Here is a 20977-nt window from a genome sequence, read left to right as displayed (position 1 = left end):
GGACCATTTCTAAAGATTATTTCTAGTTCCTTCCCTATTACAACCTTATAAGGATGTAGAAGTTTCTCCCTTGCGTCTTACCAATAGTAATCCCAATATGGTAAGCCCGGCATTGACTGCTATATTAATAAAGCCAAAGTCGAAATTATAGACTTGGGCAAAAAAGACGCTCAGTAGATAAGTAAGTATAGGTGCCATCAGACAGATAATTGGCACCCATTTATCCTTAACCATAATCTTGGTAAACATACCCAACATATAAAGTCCCAAAAGTGGCCCATAAGTGTACCCGGCAACTTTAAAAATAAGGGATACTACATCGCCCCTACTGTTGGAAAACAACATAATTATTAAAAATAGTACACCAGAAAAACCAAGTAAAACCCAATTCTTAAGCCTTTTTTTGTCAGCACTGGACTTATGTGAAATATCCAGAAAATCATAGGTAAAAGACGTAGTAAGGGCGGTCAGGGAAGAATCTACACTGGAAAATGAGGCTGCTACGATACCCAACAGAAAACTGATTCCAGCAAAAACCCCCAAGTGGTTCAATGCCAAATCGGGAAACAGGTTATCCGTATCCAAAAGTGCGCCGTTTTCCCCTACAGGCAAGCTAATCCCATTTTTTTCTGCATAACTGTACAATAGGATTCCCAATCCTAAAAACAAGAATTGTGTGAGAGCTAAAATTAAACTGTAGGTCAAGGTGTTTTTCTGTGCATCCCATTGATTTTTACAGGTCAAGGTTTTTTGCATCATATTCTGATCTAATCCGATCATGGCTATAGCAACTAAAATCCCCGCTATAAACTGTTTGAAAAAATTATTGCTCGATTTACTTTCCCAATTAAAGACTTCAAAATACTTATGCTCAGTAACATGTTGTAAAGCCCCTGAAAATGTTAGATTTAAGGAAGTAGTAATTGTATATATGGTAATTATAGCGCCCAAAACCAAAAAGGTCGTCTGTAAAGTATCTGTCCAAACAATGGTCTTAATGCCAGACTTATTGGTATATAACCAAACCAAAAGAAGGATAATTATCACCGTAATGGGAAATGGGATGCTAAGCTTGTCGAAAAGTGCGAACTGAAGAATTTTTGAGGCCAACAATAACCTCAGGGCAGCACCAAAAGATTGGGAAACCAAAAAGAACAAAGACCCTGTCTTATACGTTTTAACACCGTAACGCTGATCCAAATAACCATAAATAGAGACCAATCTTAACCTGTAGTACAGCGGAATCAAAACGAAGGTAATGAACAAATAGCCCACAACATTCCCCAAAATAAATTGGTAGAAGTAGAAATTATTGTTGCCGACCATCCCTGGCAAGGAGACAAAGGTAACTCCTGAAAGTCCGGCCCCCACCATTCCAAAAGCTACTAAAAACCAAGGCGATTGTCGGTCACCGGTAAAATAAGATTCATCACTTCTATTTCTTGAAGTGAAATATGAAATGGTCATCAATAAGACAAAATAAATGGAAATTATGGCTAAAACTAAAAGTGGATTCAATGCAGTTGGATTTTAATTTAACTTAAAGTACCGTGCCTATTATTACAATTTTTAGACGACCCATGTAAGTAAATATTAGAAATGCTCTATTAAATATTGGCTTGAGAATTTATTTTTTAGGCTTTTTTTCCTTGTTATCAGCATCCAACAACTTACCAAGATATACTAACTTAGATCCTTCCTGAATATCTTCAAAATTCTTGCTAAAAGATGAAATAATTTTGAGGTCCCCATCCAAGCTCTTAACAAAAAGGGGAATAATATCCTTATCTGCTTTCGTAATTTCAATGAGGCCTTCATAATGTTCCTTGCCCTTTAATTCTATTTCATGAATCACAGGATTACTTCTAGCGGCTTCGGTCAATGTAATAAAATCATCGGTATGCGAAAAAAGACCTTCTTGAGGATTATTGTCAGGGTCGTTCATCTCATCGGTATTAACCAATCTAAATGAACCGTGTTCCCCAAATTCTTTCTTGAAGGTGTCTATAGCGTATTCATTTATATCCGAGTTACCTGTCAGTGCCATAAGGTAACCAACATCGTTCAGTTCTATATTGTCCGTTAAATTATCGGAATAAATGTTGGCGACAAAGCTTTCCAGGCCTAGGTTTTTGGCTTTTTCAATATTATTTGAGTTGTTATCTATCAGCACAACGTGTCTGTTATTCTTTTTAAGATAGCTGGCTATTAATCTAGGTACCTTAGAAGCTCCAACGATGAGAATACCTTCGGACTTTTCTAAAAACACCCCCAGCAATTTTGCCATGATCCGGGCGGTAGAGGCATTTAGCAGTACGGTGCCCAATACGATCATAAAGACCAAGGGTGTAATATATTCAGCCCCCGGTTCTCCACGTAAAATCAATTTAGAACCAAAGAGGGAAGCAATACCGGCAGCCACAATACCTCTAGGGCCAACCCAACTAATAAACAGCTTTTCCCTGAAGTTAAGTTTAGAGCCAATGGTGCTCATAAATACCCCCAACGGTCTTACCACAAAAACCACTATAGCAAAAAGTACCAGCGTTTTGGGACTATACAACAATTCCAGTTCGGGTAAATTCATACTGGCCGAAAGAAGTATGAAAAGCATAGAGATTAATAGTATACTAAGTGACTCCTTAAAATAGAGTAGTTCCTTGATATTGGGCAATTGTGTATTTCCCATGACCATACCCATGACTACCACTGCCAACAGCCCCGATTCATGTGCAAAAAGTTCTGAGATGACAAAAACCGAAAGTACTACGGATAACGATACCACATTTAACAAATAATGGGGCACATAATTTTTTTTAATGGCCAAAGTCAAGGCATGTGCAAAGCTGAAACCAAAGGTAAACCCCAATAAAAGCACCTTTACAAACTCTAAAAGTCCAGTTTGCGTATAGCCTTGCCCTTCCCCAATACTTATAAACTCAAAGACCAGAACCGCCACTAGTGCACCAATGGGATCAATTAATATACCCTCCCATTTTAATACCGCGGATAAATCTTTCTTTAATGGAATATTCCTAAGAATGGGGGTAATAACTGTTGGTCCAGTTACAATTATAAGTGCAGAAAACAAAAAAGAAATTTGCCATGGAAGCTCAAAAATAAAATGAGCGGCCGTTCCCGCCAAAAAGAAGGTTACCGCACTGCCGACAGTAATTAGCTTTGTAATTACAGGCCCTACTCTTGCCACCTCGGAACGTTTCAGGGTAAGTCCGCCCTCAAATAGGATTACGCCAATAGCCAGGGATACAAAATGATATAGGCTCTCCCCTAAAAACAAACCCTCTGTCTTATTCCAGATAGGTCTGATCAATTTGGTGCCGTCCTCTGTAAACAAAGTAGATATTGGACCTACCAATAGCCCTATAAGTATAAGTGGCAAAATGGCCGGTAATTTAAACCGCCATGCAACCCATTGTGCAATGATCCCAAGAACGATTATTCCCGCAAGTTCTACCATAAAAAAATTTGAAGCAATATAAGTTTTAATATAGAAAAAATCCATCTATGTTAAAAAAACCTTGGGGTCGGCTTTAAAATTGCCTACTTATCCTATCCAAAAGAAACTTATTCATTGCGTATAATATTGGGAAACACCCCTTTTTTAAACCAGTGAATATTATAAGGCTCTTACTTGCCAAATAACTAATATTTAGTTATTTTTTCATCTGGTTCCCCACAAACAAATTTAAACCTATGGTAGAATTGAATATAGTAAACCTGCTAATGGTATTGTTGGCCGCATGGCTTGGGGGAATATTGGCCAAACGAATAGGTTTCCCGTCCATTTTAGGTGAACTACTTATAGGAATCATGTTGGGCCCAGCTTTGTTGGGAATATTGGAAACTTCCGATGCACTGAACATTTTGGCGGAAGTTGGTATCCTTTTTCTAATGGCCTACATTGGGATGGAAATCAATTTTAAAGATCTGGGAAAAGCATCATGGGCTGGTTTTCTAGCAGCAATTGGCGGTTTCGTGGTCCCTTTTGCATTGGGCTATTATACTATCCTGTTTTTTGATGGTACACATCTTGCCGGTCTCTTTGTTGGTATTGCCGTAGGGGTTACTTCCTTGGCCACAAAAAGTCGGATTTTAGTAGACCTAAAGCTCTTGGATACACGAATAGCATATGTACTTATGGCCGGCGCCCTCATTTCAGATACCTTGGCGCTTATTATTTTTGCTGGAATTATTGGTTTTGTCGATGCTGGCAGCGTTGATTCCTTTGGTCTTGTCTGGGTGGCGGGCAAGGCCATTCTATTTTTCTCCTTCGCAGGCTTGATCGGTATTTATATATTTCCACTGTTGGGAAGATTACTCGTAAAAACTAAGCTAACGGGCCGGACATTTCTTTTTAGCATTTTGGTCATTATTGTGTTGGTATTTTCCGAATTGGCCGAACTTGCTGGACTTCACGGTATTTTGGGGGCATTTATGGCCGGACTTTTCATAAGGGATGGCATATTTACCAGACAGGTACTCAAAGAGGTTACCGGAGTCTTCCACGATATTTCCATCGGATTTCTAGCGCCCATATTTTTTGTTACCGCAGGTTTTCACGTTACTCTGGAAGTATTTCAAACAGATCTGGCCCTGTTGATATGGATAATTTTGGGAGCGGTTGTTGGTAAAATTTTGGGTACCACCTTATTTTACCTGCCAAGTGGTTATGGTTGGCGTGAAGGATTCACTATAGGTACCGGAATGAACGGAAGGGGAGCTGTAGAGATAATTATCGCCGGTATTGGCCTCCAAATGAACATTATTTCCCAAGAGATTTTCTCAATATTGGTATTTATGGCCATTTCTACGACCTTAACAGTGCCAATATTCCTAACATGGACCACAAATTGGCTTAAAAGACGGGGAGAACTTGTAAAACAGGATGCGCGTAATGGATATCTGATACTTGGGGCAAATCCGTTGGGACTATACATTGCAAAGCAACTTGCCGAACAGAACGAAGTAATCCTGATAGATTCCAATAAAGATTTGGTGCTTGAAGCCAATGCCCAGGGCGTCAAAGCAATCTATGGAAACGGACTTAAGGTAGATGCATTCGATGAAGCCAACGCCCTATCCAAAAATACATTTATAGCCCTGACCGGCAATAGTGAAATAAATCTCCTATCCGCACAATTGGCCTTCAACTCATTTTATATCCCCAACAGAATAGTCCTGGTTTCACCAGTTGAAGATGGGGCGGGGCCAAATCTACTGGATCACATGGATGCCTCTTCCATGTTTGCCAATAAGACCGATATGGTTCCTTGGTCCTATAAAATTTCGACCAATGATTTTAAGAAAAAAATAGAAAAGGTAGATAAGGAAACTACCACTCGCAACTGGGTCAAGAAAAATTCCAAAAACAAGGATATCCTACCGATATTAATTCTTGGTGAAACCGGTCTTTTACGTCCATTTCATTACAAAGAGATTATTAAGCCCAAGGAAAGTGTCATTTACCTACAATAGACAGGTTTGGACGAAAAAATATTGACAAAGTGTTAAAAAACCTCTAATAAACCCAAGTTTCAAGAAATATCCTTAGTGCTTTTCTTAATTTGCACCTACTTTAGGCTAGGTTATTTATGAAATTATACCCTATAGAATCAGGAAATTTTAAATTGGATGGAGGAGCTATGTTTGGCGTGGTACCAAAATCGATATGGAACAGAACCAATCCCGCGGATTCCAACAATTTGATAGATATGGCCGCCAGGTGTCTTTTAATTGAGAATGGTGATCGGCTGACTTTAATAGATACCGGGATGGGCAATAAACAGTCCGATAAATTCTTTGGATATTATTACAGATGGGGCGAACATTCACTGGACAAATCCCTAAACAAATACGGCTTTCATAGAGATGATATTACAGACGTATTTCTGACCCATCTGCATTTTGACCACTGTGGAGGAAGCATACAATGGAACAAAGATAGAACCGGATATGAACCTGCATTTAAAAATGCTGTTTTTTGGACCAATGAGGCCCATTGGAAATGGGCCACCGAACCTAATGAACGGGAAAAAGCTTCTTTTCTAAAAGAAAATCTACTGCCTATGCAAGAAAGCGGTCAGCTGCGATTTATTGCCAGGGACAACAATTCCTACAAAGACCAATCGGAAATGGACTTTGGAATTCTATTCGTTGACGGGCATACCGAAAAACAAATGATTCCCCACATTCAATATAAGGAAAAGACCTTGGTCTTTGCTGCGGACCTGCTCCCTACCGCTGGCCATATTCCGCTACCCTATATTATGGGATATGATACAAGACCCTTATTAACTCTTAAAGAAAAGGCCCTGTTCTTGGAAAATGCTGAGAAAAACAATCATTACCTGTTATTGGAGCACGATGCCCATAACCAGGTCTGTACCCTACAAACAACCGAAAAAGGTATACGTTTAAAAGAAATACATACCTTTGCCCAGCTTTTTGAATAAAATGATCAATTATAGACTCCTATAAACGGCAAACCATTATTGCCTAGCAAGCTTTGAAGCTAAATAACCCTGAAATACATTGAATAAGACATTCTAATTTTAACACTGCAAGTAAATGACACTAACATTAAACAGAACTTTTTTGGCCATTTCGGTCTCTATTTTACTTTATGGGTGTGGTAGTACCGCTCTAGTTTCCACCCCAATTGAAAATATTGATACTCTTCCTCTTAAAATATCGGAATTAACCGATACACAAAAAAAGAATTGGGGCCATGCGGATTTGATTACGGATACTATTCCTGGAATGAGCATAGATAAAGCTTATGCAGAGATAATTGGGAATAAAAAAGGTGAAAAAGTAATAGTAGCAGTGTTGGATTCCGGAATGGATCTGACACATGAGGATTTGGTAGATGTGCTTTGGACCAACAAAGGGGAAATTGCCGGTAACAACAAGGATGATGATAATAATGGCTATATAGACGACATACATGGCTACAACTTTTTAGGGGAATCTTACAACGAACAGTTGGAAATGGCCCGTATTGTAAGCAAGAAAATAGGGGACGCGTCCTTACAGGCCAAGGCCAAAAGTAACTTGGACAAAGATTATCAGAAAGCACTTCAAAATAAGGGACAATACGAACAAATACTTCAAGCAGTACAAAATGCGGATAAAGAAGTAAAAGAGCATTTAGGGAAGGATACCTATAGTAAAAAAGACCTGACCGAAATTAAGGCGCAGGACGAAACTATGCAAAGAAATGTAGGTATTTTGATGCAAATGTTAAGTATCAAGGACACTATACCTGAAGTACTTTCAGAACTTAAGGATGGCATCAAACATTTTACAGACCAACTTAATTATAATCTAAATGTAGATTTTGATGGCAGAAAAATAGTTGGGGATGATCCATATAATTTTGACGATAGAGGTTACGGTAATGGCAATCCCAATAATAGGGTTGAGGATGAAAGTCATGGTACCCACGTAGCCGGCATAATCGCAGCTAAAAGAAATAATGGTCTTGGTGCCAATGGGGTTGCAAACAATGTTGAAATAATGAGTATCAGGGCAGTTCCCAATGGGGATGAGTATGACAAGGATATTGCCTTGGGTATCCGGTATGCCGTGGATAACGGAGCAAAAATTATTAACGGAAGTTTTGGAAAAGCCTTCTCTCCAAATGCCCAATGGGTATATGATGCCCTTAAATATGCGGCCGATAATGATGTAATCTTTGTGCATGCGGCAGGAAACTCGGGCGAAGATCTTGATGACCCAAACAACCCGAATTTTCCAAACGACCAAATTAATAACGGTCCTGAAATGGCCGATAATGTTATAACCGTAGGAGCTTTGGCAAGCCAGTATGGATCAGAAATGGTAGCTACCTTTTCCAATTATGGCCTTATAAATGTAGATATTTTTGCCCCTGGTGATGATATCTATTCTACCATGCCGAACAATGAATACGATTTTCAGGGAGGTACCTCCATGGCTGCACCAGCAGTTGCAGGAGTAGCTGCATTGGTTAGATCGTATTATCCAAAACTAACCGCCTCACAGGTTAAGGCCATATTGTTGAATTCCGGACTTACTACAAAATCCAAAGTAGTGGTTGCCGGTGATTCATCCAAGTCAATGGATTTTCAAAAAATATCGAAATCCGGTAAAATGGTCAATGCTTATAATGCCTTAATAATGGCAGAAGCAGTAACTAGAGGTAAAATAAACCTTTAATACAACGGACAGGGCCAAAACAATCCTAATGTACGATAGTTTTGGTCATCAAAATTAAATTCTTAATGGGGAGCACAGTGGTTATCAACGTTCCCTTTTTTATAATTATATAGTTGTAAACGTATGAAATATAATAAAGGACTTTTTATAGGTTTAGTTGTAGCGATCCTAAGCTTGTCATCTACTTTGGAAGCACAAAACAATACTACTTACTGGCAGCAACATGTAGATTATGCAATGGAAGTAGATGTGGACGTTAAAAATTACCAATACAGCGGTACACAAAAATTAGTCTATACCAATAACTCACCAGATGAACTAAGCCGAGTATATTATCATCTATTCTTCAATGCCTTTAAGCCAGGTAGTGAAATGGACATGCGCTTACAAAGTATCGCTGATCCTGACGGTAGAATGATGGAGGAAGGGAAAAGTAGAATAGCAAGCCTCTCCCCTGATGAAATTGGATATCTCCGAGTTACATCCCTTACTCAGGACAACCAAGCGGTTTCCTTTGTGGAAGAGGGTACGGTTTTAGTAGTTGAATTAAACAAACCTATTCCAGCAGGCGGAAAAACCACCTTTGAAATGACCTTTAATGGACAAATACCCGTACAAATAAGACGCGCCGGAAGAAACAGCAGTGAGGGCGTAGCGCTATCCATGAGTCAGTGGTATCCAAAAATGGCCGAATACGACTTTGAAGGCTGGCATGCCGATCCCTATATAGCCCGTGAATTCCATGGGGTATGGGGTAATTTTGATGTGAAACTGACCTTGGACAAAAAATATGTAGTAGGTGGAACTGGATATTTACAAAATGCCCAAGAAATAGGTCATGGTTATGAATCTCCGGGATCGGAAGTAAAAAAAACCAAGGGAAAAACACTTACTTGGCATTTTAAGGCCCCAATGGTTCACGACTTTATGTGGGCTGCGGACCCCGATTACATTCATGATACACTTCAAGTAGAAAATGGCCCAATGCTCCATTTTTTCTACAAGAACGACAAGGAAATCATAGAAAATTGGCAAAAACTACAGCCCAAAACGGCCGAGGCCATGCAGTTTTTTAATAAAAATATTGGCGATTATCCTTATGAGCAATACTCGATAATACAAGGAGGCGATGGTGGCATGGAATACGCTATGAGTACCCTGATCACCGGAGGTAGAAATTTTGGAAGTCTGTTAAGCGTTATGGTCCACGAAATGGCCCATTCCTGGTTTCAGCATGTACTGGCAAGCAACGAATCCAAACACGAATGGATGGATGAAGGCTTTACAAGCTTTATCTCGGCCTTATGTAAGGACCAAATCACGAACCAGAACAAGGATAATCCTTTTGAAAGCTCCTATCAAGGATACTACAATTTGGTGGCTTCCGGTAAAGAACAGGCCCAAACTACCCATGCGGATAGATATGAATTAAATTTTGCCTATGTGGTAGCCGCCTATAACAAGGGTGCAGTATTCTTATCGCAATTGGGCTATATCATTGGGCAGGATAAGCTTATGGAAACCATTAGAAAATATTATCAAGACTTTAAATTTAAACACCCTACTCCGAACGATATAAAAAGAACCGCTGAAAAAGTATCCGGTATGGAGTTGGACTGGTACCTTACAGATTGGACGCAAACGACCAATACCATAGATTATGGCATTAAGGCCGTAGAGGCAGAAGGTGAAAAAACAAAGGTAAGCCTGGAGCGCATTGGTCTTATGCCCATGCCCATAGATGTTTTGGTACTGTACAATGATGGTACACAGGAAACGTTTTACGCTCCCTTGCGCATGATGTACGGTGAAAAAGAGAACCCATATACCAATTTAAAGAGAACCGTATTGCCTGATTGGCCTTGGGCGTATACCAACTATGACTTTATCTTGGATAAATCGCTCAACAACATTAAGGCCGTTGTATTGGATCCCTCCCAACTAATGGCCGATGTAGATCCCGAAAACAATGTTTGGCAAGGACAGGAGTAAAAATCAATAAAGTGCTAAATCCGTTTAAAATGACTTTTAATAGACATCTTGAACGGATTTTTTATTTTTAATACCACTGTGTTCCACTGTACATCTTATTCTTGGCGGTAGCTTCCCTGCTGCTCATTAAGATTTCATTTTTATTGATCTGCCTATTCCTATAACCCAGTAAGTGAAATAATGGTTTTGCCAAAAATCTGGCAGTTCTTTCATTTACCAACAAGTTTCCCTTTTTCTTATCTGCCCACGAAACCCCGGGTAAAATTGGAAGCAAGGCCGGTATTCTTATTTTTCGCAATACCGCGGATAACCATAGGGCCAATTTGGGAACCCTTCGTATCAGAAAAAATCCATCCTCTCCCTGACTTTGGTACAAAGGCATAAAAATGTTGGATTTTTGCAGTGCCAATACTGCTTTCTTATTATGCTCGGCCAATAATTTTCCTTTGTTTACGATATCAAAACTTTTAAATCCGGGCAACATGGAGAATTTGTCCTTGGAACCAATTGGATGTCTGTAAATTATATCATAAAAACTGGAGTTTTTCATGGCAGAATTTTGAAGTTGAAGGTAATATCCTTCAAACCCCTTTACATCTACCCTTTTTAATGCATCACTATAAACGAGGGTCAACCACATAAAAGCAATACTATTGTCTACCGATTCCCTTGCTGTGTGCTGACCGGATTCAAAACCCACTGCCAGGTAACCTTGTTCGTTGATATAACTAAGTAAAGGTCCCTCTAGATATTCCTCTATCCCCAAAATTATAGGCACAGGAAAAAGCTTGGAAAATTTCCTGTTGATCAAGGCATCATTGATGGTAATAAAAGGTAGGGTTTTACTGGAGGTAGTATGGAAATCAATAAAATAAAAAGGGCCAGGTTCCGTCTCAAGTATGCCCCGCAAAACTTGAAATAGGGATAATAACTCCTTGTCCTCTTTAAAAAGTTCCTCTTCGGACCTGTGTTTAATTTTTTCAATATTTTCAACGGTCCATAATCGGTTGAGGTCATAATCCAAGAATCTTTTCCCTGCCAAAAGAGCCTCGATATTTCCACGAATACCATAAATGTTACCATTTACAGGTATTTTTTCTTCCTCAATTCTAAGGAAAACCTCTTGTATCGCCTTTTCCCCAGAAGGCTCATTGCCATGAATACCCCCAAAGAATACCAAGGTAGGACCATTGTTGCTACCGTTTAATTGACCTATGATCCGGTTGTTGCCAGTTTGGTGTGCCAAGTAGGTCATAAGTCCTTTGTAGTAATAATACCCACTAATTTTTTACCGTGGACAACAGGTAAACAATTTATACCATTCGCTTCCATTAAGGTCCTTGCCCTGTTCATGCTTTCATCTTCTGTTATGGTAATGAGTTCTGTTTTCATCATGTCCCTTATACGGTCTTCAACTTTATTCGGATTCTTCAAATACTCCTTAAGATCGGTCCAAGTTAACAATCCAACCAGATCCAAATCATCATTGAGTATGGGTATATGATGAATATTTTTCCACTGCATCATTTTCAGTACCAATTCCGAACTATCGCTATCTTGCGCGGTTATGGTCTTTGTGTTCATGTATTGGTAAACTTTTTTATCCTTTTTATTTAGAACAAATTCATCTCCTCTTGGCAATTGCCAAGCATCTATGGGATATCCCTTTTGTTGACCTTCATACATTTTGGCCGTTAAGATGGTCAACGCCTCGGGTGGCTTATATTCCTTTCTAATTTTTCTATAACTTTTAACCATCCATCTGGAACCATTGGCCGATCCGATTCTTTTTTCAATAATCTTCAGATAGTGTTCAGCATCCTTTGGAGCCACTCCCATACTATACAAGCCTTTAAAAGCCATTGGTAAAAAGTGATCCAACAATAATTGTTGGCTGGATATTAGTTGTCCATCCCAATAAAATTGGGCTGCCATACCATATCTGGCGGCACTGAAAAAATTGCTTTTTACATCGTTGAAATCCATCTTGGTATGAATGGCACCGTATTTTTTAGGCCTACCCATCATAACGCCTACCCAGAGCATCATATTCGCAATTTCGTCTTCCGTAGTGGGTCCTGATGGGATATACCTATTCTCAATTCTAATGTGAGGCTTACCGTTTGTAATGCCATAGCAAATACGGTTCCATGTATACACCGTACCGTTATGGAGTGCCAACGCTTTTAACTTCGGTGTTTTTCCCAGTTTCAATTCGCTTAAGCTATCCATTTCGGCATTGGAAGTAAGAAGGCTCCTAAATCCTGTAATGGAATCTTTAAAATAATCCACAACTGTTCCCCTTGCCCAATTATTTCCAAAGTTCACCCGAGGTTCACTTTCATTCAATAGAAAATTACTAGCCCTAGTATCCACACTTTGCGTAAAAAGGGCAATTCTGGTTTCTTCCCACAATTCCCGGCCAAAAAGCATGGGGGAGTTGGTACAAATGGACAGGATGGGCCCCGCAATAGCCTGGGACCAATTATAGGTATCCTTAAAATCATATGGGTCTATCTGCAGATGCGATTGAAAACTGGTATTGCATCCTTCGTACAGCACGGAATCATGGCGAATGTTCAACTCATCTACCCCTTTAATATGAAGTTCTATATCCTTGTTTCTCATTTCCTTAATAACCTCGTTCAGTACCTGGTAACGGGCAATTGGAGTCATATACCCAATATCCAAATGCCTTTTGGAAATGGTCGGCAAAATTCCGCAGAGTATTATCTTATTGGCATATTCCTCAGCTGCTTTGTCAGCTTTAGTCAATAAATGATTTAACTGTAAGTGCATTTCCGAAAAACAATTCCCGGTCAACGGAATTGGATCTAAATTAATTTCCAGATTGTACAGGGCCAATTCGGTAGTAAAATGAGGGTCATCTATATTTCTAAGAATTTCCAAAGCCTTATTGGACGGCTGCCATGATCGATCTACCAAACAAAACTCCTGTTCGGCACCAATTCTAATCGGACTCAGTTCAAACCACTTGTTTTCCAGTATTTGTTCCAAGGCCGAGATGTCAGCCAACAACAGTTTAATATACCTAGCCTTATGAGGATTGTTCCTTAATTTTTCAACCTGCAGTTCTCCCATATATCCATATTTAGCGTTTTGTTAAAAATGTAACCTAAGATAAGGGCTAAGGAGATTTTGTACTATGATGTTTGTCATATCCCATAACTGTGGTTTTTATTTTTACTTTTGCGGAGCATGTCGTTTACATTCCCAAAAAAAGAAAAGCTAAAGAGCAAAAAACTAATTGAGCAGTTGTTTGCCGAAGGGGTTGGTATTACCAATTATCCCATTAAACTTGTTTACCTTAAAACCAAATATGAAGATGATTCCAAGTACCAGGCAGGGGTAACAGTTTCCAAAAGAAATTTTAAAAGTGCCGTAAAAAGGAATCGTATAAAAAGATTGATGCGAGAAAGCTATAGGCTAAACAAACATCTAATTTTTAACAACATAGAAGGCGAGTTTGCGTTTATGTTTTTATATCTTGGTAAGGAGATGCCCTCGCAATCCAAAATAACGGATACCATGATACCTTTGATGCGAAAATTTGTTGATGAAATAACTAAGGGTAGCAAATAAATTTATACTGATGAAAGAGATATTAAAGAAGAGGGTACTTATTCCCATTATCGCTCTTACCCTATTGATCGCAGGGAGTAGTTTTAAGGGCGATTTTTTTGAGATTGCCAAACAAATCGAAATTTTTACCACCTTATTCAAGGAGTTGAACATGAACTATGTGGATGAAACCAATCCTGCAGAACTAATGGATACGGCCATAAAAAACATGTTGGAAGAGCTTGATCCCTATACCAAATTTCTTAACGAACAAGATGTAGAATCCTTCAAAATTAACAATGCCGGTGAATATTCGGGTATTGGTGCTGTAGTGCGAAGTTATAAGGATAAAATAGTTATTGTTGAGCCTTACAAGGGCTATCCGGCCGATAAGGCCGGACTGAAAGCTGGGGACGAAATCATTAAAATCGGTGATATTGCAATTGCCGACGTTAAGGATGATGCGGACGAACTTTTAAAGGGAGCAAACAACACAAGCGTTGGCATTACCTATGTTAGGCAGGGTGAAACCAAATCGACCACAGTAAATAGGGAATCCATAGAAGTAGACGCTGTTCCTTATTATAAAATGATAAATGATAATACCGGTTATATTGTTCTATTAAAATTTAATAAGAAAGCCACGGAACAAACAAAAAAAGCACTCCTTGATCTTAAGAACGATGGCGCCAAGAAGATTATTTTGGACTTAAGGGATAATCCAGGAGGCCTTTTGAGCGAAGCCATAAATGTAACCAATCTTTTTATTCCTAAAGGGGAACTGGTGGTAACCACCAAGTCCAAGGTAAAGAAATTCAATAGGGAGTATAAAACTACAAACCAGCCAGTGGATGTAGAAATACCTTTGGTGGTCTTGGTTAATGGCAGAAGTGCCTCTGCAAGTGAAATTGTCTCGGGGAGTCTACAGGATTTGGACCGTGCCGTCATAGTAGGGGCAAGAAGCTTTGGGAAGGGATTGGTACAACGTCCTTTAAAACTTACTTATGGCACCCAGTTAAAAGTAACCATCTCCAGATATTATACGGCATCCGGAAGATGTATTCAATCTTTGGATTATTGGAATAGGGACGAGAATGGAAATGCAGTTAAAAATACCCAATTTAGGGATTTCAAAACCAAAAATGGACGTAAAGTACAGGATGGAGGCGGTGTTTTGCCCGATATAGAAATTGCTGCCGCCAAAACCAATACCCTTACCCAAGCCCTTTTATCAGGTAATGTTATTTTTGATTACGCCACGGATTATTATTATAACAACAAAGTGGCCAATGTGTTGGATTTCAACTTTAATATCAGTGATTTCTCATCATTTAAGAGTTATGTTTCCAAGAGTAATTTTGACTTTGAAACCAAAGCCGAAAAAGCACTGAAGGAGGCCATGGCAGGAGAGGATAGTTCCCTCTATGGCAACTCGGTAACCGAGAACTATAAATCGCTTTTGCTGGAGATGGACAAAAGCAAAATTATGGCCTTGGATAAATATAAAGCGGAAATACAAAAGAATTTGGAGGATGAGATTCTTAAGCGTTATTTCTATAGGGAAGGACTTTATGATTATCATCTACAAAATGACGAAGCCATAATGACTGCTTCTGCCCTTTTAAATGATAACGGTAAGTATAGGGATATCCTAAAATAATTGCTGGTCCGAGAGCCAATGTTCCTTATATCTTAAAATATACCTTCTTTTGATCCAAAAAGTAGGTTATATACCAAAACATAAATAGGACAAATAAGGAATTTATTACCCATATTAATCCTTCCTGTACACCTAATGGAGCCAATATTCCTTCGGTAAAAATATGCCCAAAATCCCTAAACCATTGAGACCCTACTGTTTCGGCAAATAAATAAATAAAAATAGAATTGGTCCCCACGACAGAAAAGATCTTCAACCAATTGCTCTTATGGTCCTTAATGTCTATCCACCAGTAAAATAATGCCAATGCCAGCAATGCCCATCCTCCTGAAGCCAGGGTAAATGAGGTAGTCGCTATTCTTTTAATGATTGGTGTTATTCCCAATAAATCCATACCATAGCCCACTACAAGTAAGGATGCTCCCCACATTAATATGGGACTTAACTTTTCCTTGGCCGATTTATTGGAAAGCAGTAATTGGCCACAAAGGACGCCCATTACCGTATGGACTGCAGTAGGCAGAAAGTTGATGAAAACCCATCCTCCGCCGTTAATTTTTCCCATCACCAACATATCTATCCAAGACCCAAAACTTTGTCCTTTATTGAAAGGGTCCTGTGGATTATAAACCCTATAAAGAATTTCGGTAAGTACTAAAATCCCAATACAAATAATGATCTGGGTACGATGTGGAAGATTCATGATAGCGTAGGCGATAAGAATAGTGAAGGCCAATTGGACCAATACGTTCCATAGTTCCCAAACCAATGCATGGCTATATACGCAGTGCAGCAGTACTCCAAAAGCAAAAAGCAAAAAACATCTTCTCAAAATATGTTTGGTAGCTTCTTTTCTGCTTCCGTTAGCCAACCTTTTTCTAAGTGAAAATGGCATGGCCACCCCCACAATAAACATAAAAAAAGGTTGAATAAGGTCCCAAAACCGCAAACCATTCCAAGGATGATGGTGCAACTGTTCCGCCAATGGGTGCAAAATGGCATTGTTTTCTGTATATTCCCCAAAGCTTCCGTGAAACCCTGCGGCCTCTGCAATGAGTAAAAACATGGTTAATCCTCGAAATACGTCCAGGGAAAATAACCTTTTGGAAAGGTTGGTAGCTTCGTTGGTCATTTTGTATGTGGTTGATTATTTGGCAATAACAATGTAGTGATTTTCTAAAGACATTCATAAAATATTATGAATGTTTGTAAATTGTCACATCCCAAACTAAAGAGCATAAGCAAGGATTTTTTCCGCTTACCAAAAAGTTTCGGCTTTATAGTACTGCCGCCACACACCTTCTAAATATTTTAATTAATTTTCCCATTTATAAAGATCAAACCTATGAAAAACAAGTTTTTTCTTCTAATTTCCTTAAGTCTTTTTCTTTGTCTAGGCTACAAACCAAAAGAGCCGAAAATACTGATCATAGGAGACTCGATTTCTATAGGTTATTTTCCTCAAGTAAAAGTAACCCTGGCCTCAAGGGCTATGGTTTTGCACAATCCTGGAAATGCACAACATACAGGAACGGGATTGGAAAAAATTAAGGCCTGGATAGGTCAGGAGGATTGGGATATTATCCAGTTTAATTGGGGATTATGGGATCTTTGTTATAGGCACCCAGATTCCAAAGTCTATGGCAATAGGGACAAAATTAAGGGTACCATAACCTACGACCTGAATACCTATAGGCAAAATCTGGAAGAGTTGGTTAGTTTCCTTAAGACCAATACCTCAGCAAAATTAATCTTTGTAACCACCACTTATGTCCCTTTAAATGAAGCAGGAAGACATTCTGCAGATGTTATCAAATACAATGAAGCAGCAAAATCCGTAATGAAAAAAAATGGTGTTATTATCAACGATATCTATAAAAAATCCATTGCCATACATCGTAAAAATGGCTTGGGGGATAAGGATGTCCACTATAATAAGGAAGGATATAAAGACCTCGGAAAACTAATTGTTCCCGTCCTTCAAAAAACGATGAAAAAATTATAGTACAAATAAATATGTACTTTCAAACCCATAAATAGCATCTCGGCTTTCTTTATTTTTGAACCAATGGGAAAAGAACCATCTTATCCCTGACCAAATAAAAGAATTTGGTACAACCAAGAAATAACACCTATGTTCTTTAAAAATTAATTAATTTAAGCGATAAAACCACAACCAATGTCGCTTCAAATTGCCAAATATTTATCGCTCCTAACCACAGCGGCACTTTGTTTAACAGCTTGCCAGGATACTACTTTTAAGGATTCCAGTAAGTATATCACTTGGTCCTCCTATTTGGGCGGGCCGGACCGTAACCATTATTCCACCCTTTCACAAATAACCCTTGAAAATGTTACCCAACTTAAAGTAGCCTGGTCTTACTGCGCTCCTGATAGCGGTCAGATGCAAATGAACCCCATTGTAGTGGACACCGTTTTATACGGCGTTACAGCAGCAGTAAGGGCTGTGGCACTCGACGCCCGAACTGGATCGCAAATATGGATATTTGCCGATTCATTAAATCAGGAGAATTCCACCAGCCGCGGCGTAGCATACTGGGAAAAAAATGATGATGCCCGAATACTGTTTACCCAAGGAGCCAATCTTTTTGCCTTAAATGCCAAGACAGGTGAACCAATTACTTCATTCGGGGAAAATGGAAAAATTGACCTTCACTCCGGTTTACCATCAAATGCAAAAGATAAATTTGTAGTATCCAACACTCCGGGAACAATTTACAAGGATTTAATTGTTATGCCGATTAGGCTGTCTGAGGGAAGAGGCGCAGCTCCGGGAGACATTATGGCTTTTAATGTGATAACGGGGGCCTTGGAATGGGCATTTCATACCATACCCTATCCTGGTGAACCTGGTAATGAAACCTGGGAAGATCCCAATGCCTATAAAAGCGACATTGTTGGTGCGGCCAACAACTGGGCCGGTATGGCCTTGGATGAGGAAACTGGAATCCTGTACGTGCCAACAGGGTCTGCAGCTCCCGATTTTTATGGTGGCAACAGAAAAGGTAGTAATCTTTATGCCAATTCTTTACTGGCTTTGGAGGCCCAATCTGGAAAACTCCTTTGGCATTATCAATTCACCCACCACGACCTGTGGGATAGAGATCCGCCTGCACCCCCCAACCTTTTGACGGTTACCAGAGCGGGAAAAAAGATTCCTGCCGTGGCCCAAGTGACCAAACAGGGATATGTGTTTCTTTTCAACAGGGCCACGGGAACCCCATTGTTCGATATAGAGGAAATCACCGTGCCCTCCTCTACTTTAGAAGGAGAAAAAACTTGGGATACCCAACCATTTCCAACAAAACCCAAGCCTTTTGCAAGGCAATCCAATCTTTTGACGGAAAAAGACATAAGTCAATATGCCGAAAACAAGGAGGAATTATTGATCCAGTTCAATGAATCGGATAAAAGAATCTATGCCCCTCCAGGATTGAATCCGGTTCTCCTTTTGCCGGGATATGACGGAGCAGCGGAATGGGGAGGTGCCGCGGCCGATCCAGAGGAGGGGATTATGTATGTAAACTCCAATGAAATGGCCTGGTTCCTTCAAATGAAAAAAGACAGCTTGGATACAAGCTTGCCTTTAGGGGAAAGTACCTACAACAAATATTGTGTTGTATGCCATCAAAAAAATCGTAATGGCCTCGAAACAAGTGGATATCCATCACTCCTAAATCTAAAATCGACGCATGAAAAAGTCGACGTTGCCTTGACCATACAAAAGGGAAAAGGAATGATGACCGGATTTCCTCAGATTAAGAAAGATGAAATGGACGCATTGCTTCAATTTTTGTATGGAGAAGAGCTAGTTAAAAATAAAGACAAGAATGAGGAAAAACCTATAGAAACTACCTATAAACATACCGGATATAAAAAATTCTTGGACAGTAATGGCCTACCTGCAATTTCCCCCCCATGGGGCACATTACATGCCATTGACCTAAATACTGGTGATTACCTTTGGTCCGTTCCCTTTGGAGAAACTTTGACCCTAAAAGAAAAGGGATTTCCACAGACAGGTACAGAAAATTACGGCGGTGCGATAGTAACCAAAAACGGCCTTTTGTTTATAGGAGCCACAAAGGATGGATATTTTAGAGCTTTTAATAAATATAGCGGTAAGTTACTTTGGGAGTACAAACTCCCAGCAGCAGCATTTGCCACTCCCGCCATGTATGAAGTAGACGGCAAGCAGTATATAGCCATTGCTTGTGGTGGCGAAAAATTAGGAACCGAAAAAGGAAACCAAATTATTGCCTTTGCTTTGGAATAATAAATTAAGAAACTATATAAAAAGATTATGAACAAACTAAAAACGCTTGTTGTAGGTTGTGGAAATATGGGAATTTCCCATGCCAGGGCCTATCACCTACTTCCTGAATTTGAAATAGTGGGACTTGTTAGCCGTAAGCCCCAAAGTAGGGAGAAATTATCCAGGGAATTGGGAGGCTTGCCCACCTATGGTAATTTTGATACTGCCTTAAGGGAATCCAAACCAGATGTAGTGTCCATTAATACCTATCCGGACACCCATGCCGACTATGTTAGAAAAAGTCTAAACGCTGGCGCCCATGTTTTTGTTGAAAAACCACTTGCCCTCACGGTTGCTGAGGCTGAAGAATTGGTGGCTTTGGCAAAGGCAAAAAATAGGAAAATGGTGGTCGGTTATATCCTTAGGGTACATCCTTCATGGACCAAGTTTGTGGAGATTGCCCGTACCCTTGGAAAACCCTTGGTAATGAGAATGAACTTAAACCAACAAAGCTCTGGAGATAAATGGTATACCCATAAACAATTGATGAATTCCATGTCGCCAATAGTGGATTGTGGGGTACACTATGTGGACATTATGTGTTTAATGACCCAATCCACACCCATTAGTGTCAGTGCCATTGGAGTTAATTTAACCGAAGAAATTGATGCAAAAATGTATAATTACGGTCAATTACAAGTGCGTTTTAAAGATGGGTCCGTTGGATGGTACGAGGCTGGTTGGGGACCTATGATGAGCGAAACAGCCGTTTTTATCAAAGATGTGATTGGCCCAAAAGGAGCTGTTTCCATCGCGGACAAACCAAAAGACGATTCCCAGGATATTGAAGGACATACAAAAACCGGTAGCCTAAAAATTCACTATAGCCAATTGGATAAGGAAGGACATTTTATTAAAAAGGACGACCTTATTACCACGGAGGAAGAACCCGATCATGACGGACTTTGTTTACTGGAACAAGAATTTTTATTGAATGCGATTGTAAACGACCACGATCTTTCATCCCACTTGCTGGATGCCATTAGTAGCCTTAAAATTGTACTTGCCGCCGATGAGTCGGTAAGGACAGGACAAACTGTTATACTTTAGTTTAATTTGTTGAAAAACTTCAATATTCTAAATATTCATAACTATTGGTTACATTTAATTCTTTAATACTTTTAAAGTCATTGATTTACGAAAAGGAATGTATCGAAATAGTTTCAACCACTATAAATAAATACGAT

General features: G+C 39.4%; 14 protein-coding genes. 9 read left to right on the top strand and 5 right to left on the bottom strand.

Annotated features, from left to right (window positions below):
• Positions 1 to 45 precede the first annotated feature (45 nt).
• Entirely contained in the window at positions 46 to 1518 is a 1473-nt protein-coding gene (locus CWD91_RS01745; RefSeq protein ID WP_103439221.1) for a sodium:solute symporter, read from the bottom strand.
• A gap of 109 nt (positions 1519 to 1627) precedes the next feature.
• Complete coding sequence (locus tag CWD91_RS01740) at positions 1628 to 3478, bottom strand: cation:proton antiporter (RefSeq protein ID WP_103439856.1); 1851 nt, start codon at positions 3476 to 3478, stop codon at positions 1628 to 1630.
• 236 nt (positions 3479 to 3714) lie between these two features.
• Here CWD91_RS01740 and CWD91_RS01735 point away from each other — a divergent pair, with 236 nt between their 5' ends.
• The 4 genes from CWD91_RS01735 (at position 3715) to CWD91_RS01720 (ending at position 10212) form a co-directional block, all read left to right on the top strand.
• Positions 3715 to 5496 (top strand): cation:proton antiporter, encoded by a 1782-nt coding sequence (locus CWD91_RS01735; RefSeq protein ID WP_103439220.1) that lies wholly within the window; start codon positions 3715 to 3717, stop codon positions 5494 to 5496.
• 116 nt (positions 5497 to 5612) lie between these two features.
• Positions 5613 to 6473, top strand: coding sequence for an MBL fold metallo-hydrolase (locus CWD91_RS01730; protein WP_103439219.1), 861 nt, complete (start codon positions 5613 to 5615; stop codon positions 6471 to 6473).
• Between the two features lie 115 nt (positions 6474 to 6588).
• Positions 6589 to 8220, top strand: coding sequence for a S8 family peptidase (locus CWD91_RS01725; protein WP_103439218.1), 1632 nt, complete (start codon positions 6589 to 6591; stop codon positions 8218 to 8220).
• Between the two features lie 123 nt (positions 8221 to 8343).
• Positions 8344 to 10212, top strand: a complete 1869-nt coding sequence (locus tag CWD91_RS01720) for a M1 family metallopeptidase (protein WP_103439217.1) — start codon at positions 8344 to 8346, stop codon at positions 10210 to 10212.
• A gap of 67 nt (positions 10213 to 10279) precedes the next feature.
• On the opposite strand, the gene CWD91_RS01715 is transcribed toward CWD91_RS01720, so the two are convergent.
• Positions 10280 to 11467 (bottom strand): succinylglutamate desuccinylase/aspartoacylase family protein, encoded by a 1188-nt coding sequence (locus CWD91_RS01715; RefSeq protein ID WP_103439216.1) that lies wholly within the window; start codon positions 11465 to 11467, stop codon positions 10280 to 10282.
• Positions 11464 to 13314 (bottom strand): CBS domain-containing protein, encoded by a 1851-nt coding sequence (locus CWD91_RS01710; RefSeq protein ID WP_103439215.1) that lies wholly within the window; start codon positions 13312 to 13314, stop codon positions 11464 to 11466. Before CWD91_RS01710 ends, CWD91_RS01715 begins: the two co-directional genes overlap by 4 nt.
• Before the next feature lie 117 nt (positions 13315 to 13431).
• Here CWD91_RS01710 and rnpA point away from each other — a divergent pair, with 117 nt between their 5' ends.
• The gene (gene rnpA / locus CWD91_RS01705; RefSeq protein WP_103439214.1) at positions 13432 to 13815 is read left to right on the top strand and encodes a ribonuclease P protein component; all 384 of its coding nucleotides are present in this window, start codon (positions 13432 to 13434) and stop codon (positions 13813 to 13815) included.
• A gap of 10 nt (positions 13816 to 13825) precedes the next feature.
• A complete protein-coding gene (locus tag CWD91_RS01700; RefSeq protein WP_103439213.1) occupies positions 13826 to 15454 on the top strand; it encodes a S41 family peptidase in 1629 nt (542 codons plus the stop codon).
• Between the two features lie 25 nt (positions 15455 to 15479).
• Here CWD91_RS01700 and CWD91_RS01695 read toward each other — a convergent pair whose 3' ends face one another.
• Positions 15480 to 16586 carry an acyltransferase family protein gene (locus tag CWD91_RS01695; RefSeq protein WP_103439212.1) on the bottom strand — a complete coding sequence of 369 codons (1107 nt, stop codon included), beginning with the start codon at positions 16584 to 16586 and terminating at the stop codon, positions 15480 to 15482.
• A gap of 213 nt (positions 16587 to 16799) precedes the next feature.
• Between CWD91_RS01695 and CWD91_RS01690 the strand changes: the two genes are divergently transcribed.
• The 3 genes from CWD91_RS01690 (at position 16800) to CWD91_RS01680 (ending at position 20840) form a co-directional block, all read left to right on the top strand.
• Complete coding sequence (locus CWD91_RS01690; protein WP_103439211.1) at positions 16800 to 17459, top strand: SGNH/GDSL hydrolase family protein; 660 nt, start codon at positions 16800 to 16802, stop codon at positions 17457 to 17459.
• Between the two features lie 174 nt (positions 17460 to 17633).
• Positions 17634 to 19751 (top strand): outer membrane protein assembly factor BamB family protein, encoded by a 2118-nt coding sequence (locus CWD91_RS01685; RefSeq protein WP_103439210.1) that lies wholly within the window; start codon positions 17634 to 17636, stop codon positions 19749 to 19751.
• Positions 19752 to 19778: 27 nt separating this feature from the next.
• Complete coding sequence (locus tag CWD91_RS01680) at positions 19779 to 20840, top strand: Gfo/Idh/MocA family protein (RefSeq protein WP_103439209.1); 1062 nt, start codon at positions 19779 to 19781, stop codon at positions 20838 to 20840.
• Positions 20841 to 20977 lie beyond the last annotated feature (137 nt).

Source organism: Arenibacter hampyeongensis (assembly GCF_002909255.1).
Lineage (GTDB): Bacteria > Bacteroidota > Bacteroidia > Flavobacteriales > Flavobacteriaceae > Arenibacter > Arenibacter hampyeongensis.
This window is presented reverse-complemented; position numbering and strand designations above follow the sequence as displayed.